A 14,927-nucleotide genomic window follows, 5' to 3' on the forward strand; every position below is an offset into this window, starting at 1 on the left:
TGACTCGCTTGGGGATTTGACGCCTGCCGAATACCGGCAGCTAAACGAACCGGAAACCTCTAGTTTCGGATGGGCCTAAACACGGGAAGTCGACACTCAAGGCCCATGGGATCGCGATCAGCATGGACGGCAAGGGCCGCTGGGTGGACAACGTGTTCGTCGAGCGACGGTGGCGCAGCTTGAAATACGAGGACGTCTACTTGCGGGCCTACGAAACACCCACCGAGTTGCGGGCGGGCTTACGCCGTTACTTTACGTTCTACAATACCCAGCGCCGTCACAGTGCACTGGGCCGACGCACCCCGGAAGCGGTGTATTTCGATCAGGCGAGCCACGAGTTGGTCGCCTGACAATCTGGAAAGACGCCACTTACGGCGCTGTCCAGTTTTTCGGGTCCACTTCTTATCTACCCGTCAGCCTAGGAACACCAGTTGGTGCGGTGTGAAGCAAGATGAGCATCTCGCATGTGACGTGCTGCCGTTTGCAAGAGAAGTTCCGTGGGCTTGACCCGGCGAAGCTGAAACGGCTGGGACTGCTGGTAGAATGTCGTGGCAAAAAAAACGCTGACGGCTTCCAGAAGGTCCTGTCCCGAACGGCGCCAAGGAGCCGCTGTGTAGTTTTCCACTCGCTGATGCAGCGTGCCGCGACGTCGCGCATTAGCGCCGCTAGTGCGCGTGCGCATAGTCAGTCATCTGACAATCTAAAGGTCATACAACCTGGAACTTTCGCTAAAGGCTATTAGACCGTTTCGTCAGCTTTAAATCGGCAGCCAAACAGGCACTCCATCGGCGCTTTTCGACCATATGCACCACCTCTTCTCGGATCATGTCGCGCACCAACTGTACCGGCTCGCTCAGCTCCTGCAGGTTGGAGTGCCAAATGCCGACTTCCCAATTAAGCGTAGGGTTCTTGATCTTGAGCGCTACCACGTCTCCAGTGGCGATGGCAGGATTGAGCGCATTGCCCGGCAGGATTGCATAGCCCTGGCCTGAGCGAGCCATCTCAAACATCAATGTTATGGCGTTTACTTCGATGATTGAGGCATCGGAACCGAGTTCGTCGACGATGGTTCTAAGAATGTGTGGGCGATGGGGGAGGATGAGCGTTTCCTTGACCAACTCAGCTGCGGAAATGGTCGAACGGGCAAGATTTTCCGGGGTGGCGGCGCCGATTGCGAACAAGTCTTCCACCGCCAGCAGCTCTCTTCCTAAGATGGAGCTGGAGAACGAGCCGTAAAGAATCGCCAAGTCGATGCTGCCGCTCAGTAACCATTCGTGAATAAGGGGATTGAAGCCCTCTGCGATCTTCAAGGAAATACCAAGATGCTTCTTTTTAAACCGGGCCAGGAAGTCTTGGCCGATAAAGCGCGTGGCTGGCACCGGTAGCCCTACGGTTACCTCACCCGAGCAGTACAAGCTGTGCGCTTTCGGCTCGAAACCGGTGCGCAGCGATTCGAACTGGTTCAGGAAACTAACGCAACGATCCAGCAGCACGCGTCCCTGCTCGGTGATCTCGACTCCATGTCCCGAGCGGTGAAACAACTTGATCCCGACTTCATTCTCTAGGATCCGAATCTGTCGGCTAAGCGCAGGCTGGCTAATATGCAAGAATGCCGAAGCCCGGGTAAAACTCTGTAACTCAGCGACGTAGACAAACGTCCGAATCTGCCGAATATCCATCCTCGCTTTCCTCGTAATATTATAATACTTCCCGGCCTGTATCTGCGGAGACCGGTGCGCGAGTCTAGTCTCGCCAAGAACTGTAGTGGCCTAGCCTACTCTAGCAAGACGCCCAGGCACACTTGCTTCAGTTGCAACATCGACGGGTCGGAGCGCATTTCGCCGTGGCCACATTGTGATCATACGAAATAAGCTACGCCATCTCTCGATGGTTGCCAATGTGATCCGGAAGGCACTGGATTGCCGCGCCTCCTACGCCACGGAAGACGCACCTAAGCATGCAGAAAAGGCGGTTTGCTGGCCGAGACACGCGTCGCGCTCAAGCCATCGACGGCAGCCAGGTTGCGATTTGGGGAAAGGCGAGCAGCAGGGCTACAAGGCCCAGCAACGCCCCCAAGAACGGAATTGCGCCGATTATGATGTCGTTCATGGTCTGCCCGGCAGAAATGCTCTTCAAGACGAAAAGATTGAGCCCGACCGGCGGAGTGATCAGCCCAATCTCGATCAGGACGACAATGTAAATGCCCAACCAGACCCCATCTACACCCGCGGCGGAGAGCACCGGATACAGCACAGGAACAGTAAGTACAATAAGTGATACGCTCTCGATGAATAAGCCCAAAATGATGTAGCCCAGCGCGATCAGCGCCAGCAGCACGGTTATTGAAATTTCAGCGTCTGCAACTAGGAAAGCTAGTTCAAAAGTTACTCCCAGCATACCTATCACATAGCCAATGACGGCAGCGCCAGCGATTATCAAAAGGATCATGGAACTTAGGGTTGTCGCTGCGGCAGCGGACTCCCACAGCATCCTCAAGCCCAACTTGCGCCGTCCTGCCGCCAAGGCCGCAGCGCCAAGGGCGCCAATCCCGCCGGCCTCGGTGGGGGTGAAAATACCCAGATAGATCCCGCCGAGGACCAAGGTCATCAGCAAGAACAAAGGAAATAGGCCGACAACGGCGCTGAGCAACTCTTTCGCGGTGGCCCGACTGCCACGGGGCGCGTCGTCAGGCCTTACGAAGCCCCAAATCATTATGACCAAAGAGAAAAGACAGGCGAGTAGCAAAGCGGGCAGCATGCCGCCAATGAAGAGGGCACTGATCGACACGCCCGATAGACTGCCATAGATAATCAGCGCCGTGCTCGGCGGCATGAGGATACCCAAGCCACCGCCGGCAGCAATTGAGCCAAAAGTAAGGCGGCGGCTGTAACCCATCTCGGTCATGGCCGGGCCTGCCACCGTGCCCATCGCTGCGGCATTGGCTACACTCGAGCCAGATATCGCTGCAAACAAGGTGCTACCGCCAATGTTGGCATAGGCCGCGCCGCCGGGCAGCGGGCCGAGGATAGTAGCAAAGCCGCGGTAGGCAGTCTTGGTCACGTCGGCCCGGAGCAATATCTCCGCCATTAAGACGAAAAGCGGGATGGCGGTGAGGCTGTAGCTTTTCAGCGAGCGCCATGGTTCTCTCCCGATTGCCATAGGGTCGCTGGGGTCGAGTACCCAGACAGCGCCAATTAGGCCGACTGCCAGTAGTGCGTACGAGACCCGTACGCCTACAGCTAGTAGCAGGGCAACCGTCCCTACTATTAGCCAAAAGCCCTGCCACACCTCCATACCTAACCCCTCTGTGGAACGTCTGAATTATTGGCTCTCTAGCCGAAAGGCGCTGCTCTCCAAGAGAAAAGGCAAGAACAAAACGCATATTTTAGGAGCGGTTTGACTCCCGAGAACCCGCTTCCGGGATCAGCAGGAGGATTTTCGGCCTCAAGGTTTCATTCGAATCTTGGCCAAGTAACGGCTGATGAACGAAAATACCTAGGACGGTATTCGCGAATGTGGCGTGGACATTCTCGCGTAGCAAATCTGGTAATTCTGTAACGTCCGCCACGTTTACATTCCCCAAAACTGCGCCGACCCAGGCAAGCGATTTGTTTTTACCGCACGCCAATACGGTATTCGCGCACGGCGTCGCATAGGCGAGTAACCTGCTGCAGAGTAAGTAAGCCTAGGCCCACCGGCATGATGACCTGCGGCACATACTCGGGAAATGTCAGAACAGTCGAAAACGCGCGCGTGCCGCTCTCCCAGCTGTCCATGACGACCAACACTGCAAACCAAGTGATGATCAATAGCAAGATCACCGAGAAGGCCTCTGTAACTACCGCCAGCCCCAGCCGCAATCTCTCATTGAGACAGTCTATTAGGGCATCTACCGTGACGTGCGCGTTACGACGCAGCGCGCCGGCGGCGCCCATGAAGGCGATAAAGGGCATGGCATATGCCGCAGCCTGATTGGCAAAACCGGTCGGTTGGTTGAACACGTATCGGGCAATAACCTCGTAGCCAATCAATATTGCGATGATCAGAATCAAGAGGGTGGCCTGCGCCTCTCCCAGCCTGACCAGGACCTCTACGGCACGCCTGAGCCCGGTGGAGTGCCCGCCATGAGGCAAGGAGCTTAACGTGCTTGAGAAACCGTCCGAGTTCCGGACCTTTGCCATCGGAATTCCTCCACTCAAAGCAGGGGCAGGACATCTCGCGCCCTACCCCTAACTCTCTTATGGCTGGTAGTTCTGGATCGCCTCAAGCAGCTGCTCGCCACGCTCGCCGGTCTCTCTCAGCCACGGCTCCCATACTGCCTCTTTCGCAGCGTCGGTGACTTTCGCCGCCTCTTCTTCGGAAAACCTAATAAGTTCGACACCTTCCCGCTGAATTGCATCGACGGTGTCAAGATACTCTTGATGTAGTCGATCGGCGACGTCCTCATTGATCGCGCGGAGTTCGGCCACCACGTCAGCCCGCACATTCTCGGGCAAGCGCTCCAGAGCCTGCTCGCTCACCATGATCACCGCGAGCGAAGTGCCATTCGGCGCCTCTATTGCATAGCGGGTCGCGCTATAGAGCCCGGCGGCATGCATAGCAGGAAAAGTGGTGGTGTAGGCGTCTACCAGGCGACGTTCGAGCGAGGGCTGCAGTTCCTCGAACGGCATGCCCACGGTGGACCCACCTAGGGCATTGATAACTTGGCTGAGCATCGGCGCATGCGTTCGCCACCGCAGACCGTTGAAGTGCCCAGCGTTTCGGACTGGCCGGTTGGAAAAGTAACCGCCGCCGTCCCAACTCACCACGACTACGGGCCGGATTCCCATGTCATGCATGTCCTTCTCTATTTCCGGCAAAACGAGTTCACGCGAGATCGGCCCAATCAGCCGGTTATCATTAACCAGCCCCGGCAGATTGAGCACGGCCCATAGAGGATAGGTGGCGGCGCTGTAGGCGACGGTAAGACTTCCCATCTGTATGCGGTCCCGGCGCAGAGCATTGAGCACGTCGTCGGTGCCTATAACCCCAATCAGCGGGCGCACCTGGACCATGCCACCCGAAGCCTCAGCGATGCGCTCCGGCACCTCCTTGGTAATGATCTCCTCATATAGCGAGCCAGGCACCGTCAAGGTATGTCCCAACCGCCAAGTTACCCGCTCCTCGCCCAACACGGGTTGAGCTCCGGCCAACATTAGGCCCGCTGCCAAGGCTATTAGGCACCCACCAAAGTTAGATATCTTTGTCATCTCCACTCCTCCATCCTGTTCAGGTTTTCTGAAGTTTTTTTACGATCCGTTGCTGCAACACTTAACGTTAGGCACTTCTCTTTTTGCGCTACTGTTATCCTCTCCCGGCCGTCGACAAACCTGCCGCCTCCCGCTGATCGGCGGCATGAGCTCCAGCCAGATATCCCCAGGTCAATGCGGGCCCCAAAGTCGCCCCTCGACCGTAATATCCAGGACCGGTGATACTGGCAGTGACGTTGCCTGCGGCGTAGAGCCCGACGATCGGGTGTCCTCGCACATTTAGCACCTGAGCGGACGAGTTGGTCCGCGGCCCGCCCTTTGTCCCTAAGGCGCCAGTGTGGACAGGGATAGCGTAGAACGGTGGTTTCTCGATGGTACCCATGTTCGGATTGTCGGCCTCGCGATCGCCTTGAAAGCGATCGTACAGACTCTCGCCCTTGCCGAAGTCGGCATCCCGGCCGTCTCGCACAAGGGCATTCCAACGCTCAACGGTGGCCTCCAGCGCTGCCCCATCGATACCCGTCTGATGTGCCAACTCTTGCAAGCTTTCCGAGCGTATCGCCCAGGGCGGGTCCGGATCCTCGGGCATTGTGGTGCCGAGCACGTATTTCTCTCGGTACTGGGAGTCGATGATCGCCCACGCTGGTAGATTCTCGTAATCTGGGCGGTCGGTCTCGATGTTCTGGAAAACCTTGCCCATAGAGTTGTAGTTGGCCGCCTCGTTGACGAAGCGCTTGCCGTGGCGGTTGACCCAAATCACGTGTGGGCCGCTGCGCTCGGCATTGACCGCACGGCTGAGTGGCTGACCCTCGTAACTCTCACCGGGAATCATTAACGAGGGAAAGTTCCAAACCTCGTTCATATTGGCCAGGTCAGCACCAACCTCCATCGCCATCAAAAGCCCGTCCCCGTCGTTGAACGGGGGGCTATTGGGGTTCTCGATCTCGCCGCCGATGAATTTGTCGGTAAGCTCCTTGTTCCACTCGAAACCAGCGCTGGCCAGCACCACGCCGCTAGTGGCTTTGATGTACACCGAGCCGGCATCGTTCTCGGCGCGCACGCCAACCACTTCGTCGTCCTGAACAATCAGTACGCGGACCCGCGTTTCCAGACGAATCTCTATGCCACGGTCGAGCACTGCCTTGAGCAGCCCAGCAGCCAGCGCCTGACCAAGCGTGACTACGCCATTGGTCATCCTTTCAACCGCCAGATCCTGCGGAACCAGCCAGGGCCGATAGAACGCGTCGTAGTCGCCAAATGCTTCCTGACGGGTTATCGGGAAGGCGAAGGCATTGGGCGGCCGCAGCCTAGACTGCCACTCGCCCAGTAGGCGGGTGTCGAAAGGCTCCGCCTCGATCGAGCGCCCACCCTGCTTACCACCCGTAAGCTCAGGGTGATAATCGGGAGCAGTCATCGCGTTGAACTTCAGCAGTGTATTCTCTTCGATGTAGCGTATTACGTCTGGCGCCGTGTCGATGAAGGTCTCAATCAACTCTTCGTCTACCCGCCCCATTGCCAAGGCCTTGCAATAGGCCAGGGCCTCCTCGCGGGAGTCCTCGTAGCCGGCGTCGACCATGTGGTGATTGAGCGGAATCCAGATCCCTCCGCCGGAGACGGCGGTGGTGCCACCCACCTTGTCGGTGCGCTCGACCACGAGCACCCTAGCGCCGCGATCATGGGCAACGATTGCCGCCGTAAGTCCGGCGGCGCCAGAGCCGACGACTAACACGTCGGGCTGTTCGCTCCACCGTTGCTTGTTGCTCATAGTCGTACCTCACATTTAAACGGCATAGCTAACCTCCAGCGAGCTGCGATCGGTTCAAAGGTCCCATGACCACGAGCCCCACCTGATATAGGCGGGACCCGCCCGAGGCACTCAGGATGGATCTTTGGATTCGAGAGATTCAGTGGCGAACGTCGCCGGGGAAACAACTTCAAGGACCTCGAGATCGTCGCTATGAGCCAGTTCCCGGTGCTTTACTCCGGAAGGCTGGTAAACTGATGAGCCTGCTTCCATCCGCACCCGGCCGATATCCTCATACTCGAACTCCACCCAGCCCTTGAGGACATAGAAGAGTTGGAAGCCGACCGTGTGGACGTGCCATTCTGGTTTCGGCGTCTTGCCGGGAACCGCACGAATGATGTGCGCGGTGAACGCGCCGCCGGTCATCTCCTTGATCCCGGTATCGCGATACGTGAAGTACTCGCGCAAGCCCGGCTCGAAGTCGGAACCGTCCGCCGCAGCGTGGGTTACTACAGTTTGCATTTTCATTTGGCTTTCTCCTACTTGGCGCTGGCCGGCCAGTGCTCGCTGAGAACCTCAAGAGAGTCTCGCGCCACCGGCCATCCGCCGTACATGACCATGGTCAGAATCGTTTCCTGCACCTCGTCCCGGCTGCAGCCACTGTTCTTGGCGGCGGTAAGCCAGCGCCGCAGCATGTCGGAGCGGCCGCTCGCGGCACACATTGCGATTAGCGCGAGCACCTTGCTCTTAGTCGGGATCAGTGAACGTTCGGTGAATAAGTACCCGAACACCCAGGTCAGCAGTTCCTTACTGAATTGGTCCGCTGGATCTATCGGCAAACCTGTCAGGTCGCCCTCAGGAGTACCGAACAGCTCGGTCGCCTTGATCTGCGCCTGCTGGTATAGATATCCATCGTCGGCCATATCGTCATCTCCTCTTGCAGTTATTCTCAGGCTGAATCGGCCTCTGCCTGGCGCCGCTTCTCGAAGACGTCGTCGAAGATCATCAAAGATGCGCGCGACTGCGGAAAACCACCAATGTGTGAGACCAGCGCGCCGAGTTCCTTCAACTCATCTTCACTCCAGCCCAAGTTCCGACATGCGTTGGCCCAAGTCGGGATTACGTTCTCCCTCTGCAGCACACACAGTCCAGCCAGCACCATCAAGCCGCGGGTCTTGAGATCGAGGGTACCGCGTCCGTAAAGCTGCCCGAAGATGTACACGCTAGAGCGGTCCGCGTAGCTGTCGTTGCCGCCTTTCTCGCCAATCAGCCCCCAAGGACCAAAAAGCTTGTGCTGAATCTTGCTCAGCGCATCGTCGAGGAATTCATCGCTGAAGCCGTCCTTATGCATTGCATAGGGCGTCTGATAAGGCACTTTAAGAAAGTCCTCGTCGAACTCTGTTATATAAGTGCTATGGACATGCACCCCCTGCTGATGAAGCCCTTTGTTGTCGCCCGACTTTTTAACCATTAATTATACCCACTTTTATTTCCTACTAATTAATTCAAACATAACACCGACCAATGATTGGTTCAGAGGCGATTTGTGAATTTGAGGCTAGCCCAAATCAAACGACAGCGTCCAATACAAAAAACGTCTATCTGCTATTCACTGCACTCATGCAAACCAAGCCTACCGGCGCCAGCGTTCGACGACTAAGCGTCTCCCCAACCCCGCGTAGCAGCGGGCCTAGGAGGCAGGAGCCTATGTTATCGAGCATAAGCATAACAGCTGTGGCGAAATTCTATTGGCAACCTGTCAGTATCCAGATAATAATATGGACAATATCGTATTTTTATCGGGCAGCCAAAGCGATACATAGACCTGATTTATAAAAAATCACGCCATCGCGATTTTCAAGAATGCGTATAACTGTAAAAATAAGACAAATTTAGAAAAGGCGATTTTACACGAAATTTTTTGAAAAAAGACGCCTTTAATTGAAACCCAGGTGATCCATAAAGGAGATACTAATGCCAAACCATCAAGTCGATTGGGAGTCGATGGAATGGACGCATGTGCGCTCCGGTGTCGAGCGTAAGGCCTTCTCCGGCGACGGGGCAACGCTTGCGCTGCACCGTCTAGCCCCAGGCCACGAGCCGCGCCCGCACTCCCACGAGTACGAGCAGATTGCCTACATCCTCGCCGGCGAGGTCGATTTTCACCTAGCCGATGACGTTGTGCGGCTGAAGGCAGGCGGGCTAATCGCCGTGCCTCCCAACATAACGCACTACGCCGTCGTCGTGGGCGACCAACCGGTGCTGAATCTGGACGTGTTCATCCCGCGTCGCCCCGAGTATGCCTGAGTGGTTAGCCAGCCCATGCCTCTTCTAAATGGCGAGCCACACGTAGGCGTCTTCATAAAGACCGCCTCGCATCAGGTCGTCGAAGTGCTTGGTGCGGCAGGTCTAGCCTTCGGTGTGATCGATGGGGAACACGCACCGATCGACCGCAGCGTGCTCGATACCATGCTGTTGGCCGGCTATGCTTGCCGGCTACCACTTTTGGTCCGCGTAGCAGACGGCTCGGGGCCAGCAATATCGTCGGTGCTTGACATGGGTGCCGCGGGCATTGTTGTGCCTCACGTGGACTGCCCCGAATACGCACGGCAGGTCGTGGCACACGCCAAGTTCGCGGGCGGTCGGCGGGGCCTGTCTACCTCGCCAAGATACGCGGGCTACGGCTCAATGAGCATGCATGAGGCGGTGTGTTCGGGCGATGAAACCGCAGTAATTTGCCAGATAGAGGACCCAGAGGGCGTCCAGAATGCGCAGCTGATCGCTCAGGTCGAGGGCGTCGATGCCTTGTTTATCGGGCCGCTTGATCTGGCACATTCGCTGGGCGCGGACAGCGTGCGCGAGCCCGTGGTAAGGGAGGCCTGCGAGCACATCGCCCGCGCGGCCTGCGGAGCCGGCAAGGCCGCGGCGATCTTCCTCTCAGATCCTAGTGACAAGGCCTACTATCAAGAACTAGGCGTCACGCTGTTCATCATCGGCTCGGACCAGTCGATGATGCGGCAGGGCACTCGCGCGCTCAGTTCGGCCTAAGCAGAGGACTCAAATGTTTTCGAAATGGATGAAGCGCGACCCCGAGATCGACGTTCTGGTCGTGGGCTCGGGGGCTGCAGGCCTGACTGCGGCCATACTTGCCCACGATCAAGGCTCGCGGGTCCTGGTACTCGAGTGCAGCGACAAGGTCGGCGGCACTACCGCCGTTTCCGGCGGCGGCATCTGGATCCCCAACAACCACCACATGCACGAGGTGGGAGCCAGCGACTCCCGCCAAGAGGCGCTGGCCTACTGTAAAGCGATGACCATGGGCCGCGCCGACGAATCCTTGGTCGAGACCTTTATCGATACCGCGCCTGAAATGCTCCGGTATCTGGAAGAGCACACGCCGCTCCACTTCACTCCGCTCACCACACCCGACTACCACCCCGAGGAACGCGGCGGGAAGCTGCGTGGCCGCTCGGTCGAACCAGCGCCATTCGCAGCTGGCCGGCTCGGCGCCTGGCGCGATAAGCTGCGACAACCGAGCATGATGTCCTTCTCCATGACCCTGCAGGAAGTCTTCGAGACCTATCAGGCCTTCTATCGGCCTTGGGATGTACCTCAGGACCTGATGGTTGAACGTATGGAACAGGACCTAGTCACGCTCGGGCAAGCGCTGGCGGGCAGCCTGCTGAGCGCCGTGCTAGAGCGCGAGATCCCTATCAGGCTGGACGCCCGGGCTCAGGAATTGATCATACACGACGGTCGCGTCGCCGGTGTGCGTTTGGATAAGGGCGAACAAGTTCTCGCCGAGCGAGCGGTGGTACTCGCCTCCGCCGGCTTCGAGTGGGACGACGACTTGAAGTCGAAGTTCATAACCGGCACCGTCCCTTACCCGAACTCACCGCCATTCAACCGAGGCGACGGCTTGAAGATGGCGATGGCGTTAGGCGCCGATCTCGCCAACATGGGCGAAGTCTGGAACTACCCGTCGATTATCATCCCCGGCGAGACCTACGAAGGTCGCCCGCTCTCCAGAGGCATTAAAGCCGAGCGTGCCGGTCCCCACGTCATCTGGGTGAACGCTCGCGGTCAACGCTTCGTCAACGAGGCTGCCAACTACAACTCCGTGGGTAAGGCCTTCTTCACCATGGACACCAGTGGGCCCAACTACCGCAACCTGCCGGCGTGGGCCGTGCTTGATCAGCAATTCCGCAGCCGCTACATCGTCGGCACGGCGACTCCGGACGACCCTGACCCCGACTGGCTACCTCGCGCTGACTCGCTTCGCGGACTAGCTGAGCAGCTGGGAATCGACCCGGACGGGCTTGAAGAGACAGTCGAGCGCTGGAATACGTTTGTACGCGCCGGTCGCGATCGCGACTTCGGCCGCGGCGACAGCGCCTTCGATCGATATCAAGGCGACCATAAGGCGCCCCACCCCACCTTGGGCACGATCGAGGAACCGCCATTCTATAGTCTGTCGCTTCAACCTGGGGCGCTAGGCACCAAAGGTGGTCCACGCACCAATGCCAGCGCCCAGGTGCTGGACGTGGAGGGTCAACCCATCAACGGCCTCTACGCCGCCGGCAACGTGGCGGCGAGCATTACCGGCCCGAGCTACTACGGCGTCGGCTCCACGCTGGGCCCTGTTATGACGTGGGGCTACATAGCCGGCAAGGCGGCGGCAGGCCCCGGGGATTAAACCCTGCCAACAACAGGAGAAGTGCATGGCAGCCACAACGCAGCGCGAACTCGCGGTCAACAAGGACATTGATTCCGTTTGGAACTTCGTCAGCGACATGAGCAATTGGGCGAGCAAAATGCCAGGCTACCAATCGCACGAGATCATTAGCGACGACGACTCAGCATGGACACTAAACGTCGACCTTGGGCCCTTCCAACGCTCCATCGTGGTCGACGTACACGTGGTTAGTTGGGACTCTCCCACTGGTGTGGTTTTCAACATCAAGGGGCGCTACGAACCGTTCACCGGCGGTGGCACCTACAGGGCGGAACCAGCCGGTACCGGCACCATGATCGTGCTCGATTTCAGCGCTCAACCCGGCGGATCTATGGCCACGATGATTACCCCGTTGGTGGGCCCAGTACTCGAGCGCATCGCCGACCAGTTCTCCAGTAACCTGGCCCAAGAGCTGGATGGCAAGGTCGTAGAGGGAGCGCCGGCGAAAACTAAAACCACAACCCGACGCGGTCTGTTCAAGCGTCTCGCGCAGAAGATCCGCGCATGGCTAAGGTCGCTACGCGCTGGCTAGCGTTGTGACCCGAGTCCAACGCAAACAATGAACACCCCCCGTGACGGTGGGAAATTCTGCACCCTCGGGACAGTTAAGCACCCTTCCTGGCAACTGGCCTGCTTCATTTGGGCTTTAGGTGGTTGCCTCTACCTTATAGGTTTTTTTCACCGAGTTGCTCCGGCCGCCATCAGCAGCGATTTAATGCGCGATCTCGGAATCGGCGCGGCGATGCTGGGGAACTTGTCGGCGCTATACTTCTACAGCTATGCCTTCATGCAACTGCCGACCGGGCTACTGGCGGATCGCTGGGGGCCACGTCGGCTGCTCACGATTGGCGCGCTGCTAACCGCAGTGGGTTCGGTTTTATTTGCCCTCGCGCCCACGCTTTGGCTTGCCGGCCTGGGTCGCTTGCTGATAGGCGGAGCCACCGCTGTAGCCTTCGTCGGGATGATTAAACTGGCCAGTCATTGGATGGCGCCAGAGCGATTCGCCCTGGCTGCCGGTATGGCGCTCTTGATCGGTGTGATGGGGGCGTTGGGCGGCGGAATACCGTTGGCGGCATTGAGTGAGGTGTACGATTGGCGGTGGCTCCTCGCTGCAGTAGGTGGCGCCACCCTCTTACTTGCCGCCATAATCTGGTTCATTGTTCGCGACGATCCCGCTGAGCGGGGTTACCGCAGCTATGCGTCGCGGCGTGCGGGTGAGCCGATCAGCCTGATCGCTGGCTTAAAGGTGGTCGCGGCGGCTCGCAACAGCTGGCTACTAAGCGTGGGGGCAGGTGGCGTATGCGGCGCGGTGCTTACTTTCGGAGGGCTGTGGGGTGTTCCTTTTCTGGCAACACACTACGGTATGTCAACCACCGCGGCCTCCGGCTACTGCTCCGCCATGCTGCTGTCTTTCGCAGTGGGCGGGCCACTGCTGGGCGGCTTGTCGGACCGCCTGGGCCGCCGCAAACCTTTCTACTTCGCCGCCCTGTCTAGCTCGCTGCCGGCTTGGCTAGCGCTTATCCTATTGCCCGAGTTGCCTCCTTTGATTCTGCTCCTGTGTGTAGTTGCTGCCGGATTCGGCTGCGGTGGAGCCATGATCATCACCTTCGCGCATGCCCGCGAATCCGTACCCTCCCAAGTTAGTGGCACTATGTCCGGGCTGATCAATATGGGCGCCGTGCTGGGACCTATGATCCTGCAACCGGCCATAGGCTGGATCCTGGACAACATTTCTGGTGTATGGAGCGTCGGCGGACAGCGTATGTACGACTTGGAAGCTTATCGCGTAGGCTTCTCGCTGATCGTCGGTTGGATAGTCCTCGCGCTCATCCTGTTCGCCCTGAGCCATGAAACATACGGTAAACAGTCACAGTGTTCGAATCGTCTGTGAGCGCCAAGCGCATCAAAAATTTCGGCTGTGCAGCTTTGGCTGATGGTCTATCTGGATAGCCGCGAAGTCCACCTTCAAAGGTGCCGTGCGCTATACTCTGGAGCGCTGGCAGGCGCTGAAGCGCTGCCGTGACAACCGCTGCATCGAGATCGACAACAACGCTGTCGAGCGGAGGCAGTCCAGTTATGGTCCTTGACCTTCAACGAAATCTCGATGGCGCAAGGTGACCACAACGCCTGCAGTGGAACCAGCACTCGCTCCTGTCCCAAGCAACCCAACCCTGCCCTCGGCTGAGATCTGCAGTGAGAGAGTAACGTCGTCAAGGACGACACCGAGCTCACCTTCGAGATCATCAAAAAGCGCGGCGAACGAGCGCAGTATGTCCCGAATTTGAGCGTTTACTTCGGTGGAGCTAACCTCTCCTGATCGGCTAAATGTCTGCCGCTGCCACTCCATAATTACCCCTGGTTGTTCTTCCTGCGGGCGTAATGGCGCCGCAGGGCCGGACCTTTCCTCGATTACCAAGAATGTATTTTCACCGGCCATCGACGACGAACTAGCCACGCAAACCAGCCCCGAGAGCATCAAGAATCCAGCGAAAAGACGCATCACACATCCTCCATTCTGTGACATTTCGAGCCTTGTAATGACTGTACATTCAACCAGTTGAAGTCTAGGTCACTGAAACGCCAAAACAAGTAGTTGGAGTTTCCTATCGCCTACACCCCGACTTGTGGAGGAGTTAACCCGGAACTGAACCGCCCCGGGTATCGCGGAGGCTCGAACTCTTGAGTGAATAGTGTCGCGGAAAAGACCAGCAAGTTTTCTCCTGAGGTCCGCAAGCGCCTGGACACGGGCCGGTCGCATTCTCTCCTTCCCCGAAAATCGGTCCATTGTAAAGTGGCTGCGTGACTACAACGAAGAGATTCCCCATGACTCGCTTGGATTTTTGACGCCTGCCGAGTACCGACAGCAAACCAACCGGAAATCTCTAGTCTCGGATGGGCCTAGTCACGGGAAAGTGACAACACATAACTTTATGTTTTTAATATATTTTTCTGGATCCAGTTTTATGATTCATTTCACCTCAAAATCCAGCTTTATGTGTTAAACCATTGAATGGATTAGTCCAATCGCCACTGACAACCCATTGTTCCTGCGGATGCCCTAATCCAGTGTTATGCGTCCATTTCCATCGGGGCTTGGCCAAATCTGGACTTCCCCCAGTCTCGTGAGCACCCCGGCGCCTCATTTTGAGGCCTGCTCAAAGGCCTCGGGGCTGACGTCACCAAGGTGGCTATGGCGTCG

General features: G+C 57.8%; 15 protein-coding genes and 1 pseudogene. 7 read left to right on the top strand and 9 right to left on the bottom strand.

Features of this window, described 5'->3' with window-relative positions:
- Positions 1 to 95: 95 nt before the first annotated feature.
- Positions 96 to 350, top strand: a pseudogene (locus tag J2T57_RS21765) (integrase core domain-containing protein); the annotation flags it as partial.
- Positions 351 to 728: 378 nt separating this feature from the next.
- On the opposite strand, the gene J2T57_RS21770 reads toward J2T57_RS21765, so the two are convergent.
- The 8 genes from J2T57_RS21770 to J2T57_RS21805 all read right to left on the bottom strand — a co-directional run bounded on the left by J2T57_RS21770 (position 729) and on the right by J2T57_RS21805 (position 8,464).
- A complete protein-coding gene (locus J2T57_RS21770; protein ID WP_253485782.1) occupies positions 729 to 1,679 on the bottom strand; it encodes a LysR family transcriptional regulator in 951 nt (316 codons plus the stop codon).
- A 319-nt stretch (positions 1,680 to 1,998) separates the two neighbouring features.
- Complete coding sequence (locus J2T57_RS21775) at positions 1,999 to 3,294, bottom strand: TRAP transporter large permease (protein ID WP_253485791.1); 1,296 nt, start codon at positions 3,292 to 3,294, stop codon at positions 1,999 to 2,001.
- A 320-nt stretch (positions 3,295 to 3,614) separates the two neighbouring features.
- The gene (locus tag J2T57_RS21780) at positions 3,615 to 4,181 is read right to left on the bottom strand and encodes a TRAP transporter small permease (RefSeq protein WP_253485794.1); all 567 of its coding nucleotides are present in this window, start codon (positions 4,179 to 4,181) and stop codon (positions 3,615 to 3,617) included.
- Between the two features lie 57 nt (positions 4,182 to 4,238).
- Positions 4,239 to 5,174, bottom strand: a complete 936-nt coding sequence (locus J2T57_RS21785) for a TRAP transporter substrate-binding protein (protein ID WP_253485796.1) — start codon at positions 5,172 to 5,174, stop codon at positions 4,239 to 4,241.
- Between the two features lie 169 nt (positions 5,175 to 5,343).
- Positions 5,344 to 7,014, bottom strand: a complete 1,671-nt coding sequence (locus J2T57_RS21790; protein WP_253485798.1) for an FAD-dependent oxidoreductase — start codon at positions 7,012 to 7,014, stop codon at positions 5,344 to 5,346.
- A gap of 111 nt (positions 7,015 to 7,125) precedes the next feature.
- Positions 7,126 to 7,521, bottom strand: a complete 396-nt coding sequence (locus J2T57_RS21795; protein WP_253485800.1) for a cupin domain-containing protein — start codon at positions 7,519 to 7,521, stop codon at positions 7,126 to 7,128.
- 11 nt (positions 7,522 to 7,532) lie between these two features.
- Positions 7,533 to 7,916, bottom strand: a complete 384-nt coding sequence (locus tag J2T57_RS21800; protein WP_253485817.1) for a carboxymuconolactone decarboxylase family protein — start codon at positions 7,914 to 7,916, stop codon at positions 7,533 to 7,535.
- Between the two features lie 26 nt (positions 7,917 to 7,942).
- Positions 7,943 to 8,464, bottom strand: a complete 522-nt coding sequence (locus J2T57_RS21805; RefSeq protein WP_253485820.1) for a carboxymuconolactone decarboxylase family protein — start codon at positions 8,462 to 8,464, stop codon at positions 7,943 to 7,945.
- Between the two features lie 503 nt (positions 8,465 to 8,967).
- On the opposite strand from J2T57_RS21805, the gene J2T57_RS21810 reads away from it, so the two are divergent.
- From J2T57_RS21810 to J2T57_RS21835, 6 genes are read left to right on the top strand one after another with little or no spacing between them, the layout of a single operon-like run.
- Positions 8,968 to 9,300 (top strand): cupin domain-containing protein, encoded by a 333-nt coding sequence (locus J2T57_RS21810; protein WP_253485822.1) that lies wholly within the window; start codon positions 8,968 to 8,970, stop codon positions 9,298 to 9,300.
- A gap of 15 nt (positions 9,301 to 9,315) precedes the next feature.
- The gene (locus J2T57_RS21815) at positions 9,316 to 10,041 is read left to right on the top strand and encodes an HpcH/HpaI aldolase family protein (protein WP_253485829.1); all 726 of its coding nucleotides are present in this window, start codon (positions 9,316 to 9,318) and stop codon (positions 10,039 to 10,041) included.
- Between the two features lie 28 nt (positions 10,042 to 10,069).
- On the top strand, positions 10,070 to 11,689 hold the full coding sequence (locus J2T57_RS21820; protein ID WP_253485830.1) for an FAD-dependent oxidoreductase: 1,620 nt from the start codon (positions 10,070 to 10,072) through the stop codon (positions 11,687 to 11,689).
- Between the two features lie 25 nt (positions 11,690 to 11,714).
- Positions 11,715 to 12,260: an SRPBCC family protein gene (locus J2T57_RS21825; protein ID WP_253485831.1), complete on the top strand. Its 546-nt coding sequence runs from the start codon at positions 11,715 to 11,717 to the stop codon at positions 12,258 to 12,260.
- 27 nt (positions 12,261 to 12,287) lie between these two features.
- The gene (locus J2T57_RS21830) at positions 12,288 to 13,619 is read left to right on the top strand and encodes an MFS transporter (protein WP_253485832.1); all 1,332 of its coding nucleotides are present in this window, start codon (positions 12,288 to 12,290) and stop codon (positions 13,617 to 13,619) included.
- A gap of 55 nt (positions 13,620 to 13,674) precedes the next feature.
- Entirely contained in the window at positions 13,675 to 13,815 is a 141-nt protein-coding gene (locus J2T57_RS21835) for an IS66 family transposase (RefSeq protein ID WP_436262723.1), read from the top strand.
- Here J2T57_RS21835 and J2T57_RS21840 read toward each other — a convergent pair.
- Complete coding sequence (locus tag J2T57_RS21840) at positions 13,803 to 14,228, bottom strand: Pepco domain-containing protein (protein ID WP_253485833.1); 426 nt, start codon at positions 14,226 to 14,228, stop codon at positions 13,803 to 13,805. The two genes, J2T57_RS21835 and J2T57_RS21840, sit on opposite strands and share 13 nt — an antisense overlap.
- Between the last annotated feature and the right edge of the window lie 699 nt (positions 14,229 to 14,927).

Origin of the sequence: Natronocella acetinitrilica (assembly GCF_024170285.1) — a bacterium.
GTDB classification, from domain to species: domain Bacteria; phylum Pseudomonadota; class Gammaproteobacteria; order Nitrococcales; family Aquisalimonadaceae; genus Natronocella; species Natronocella acetinitrilica.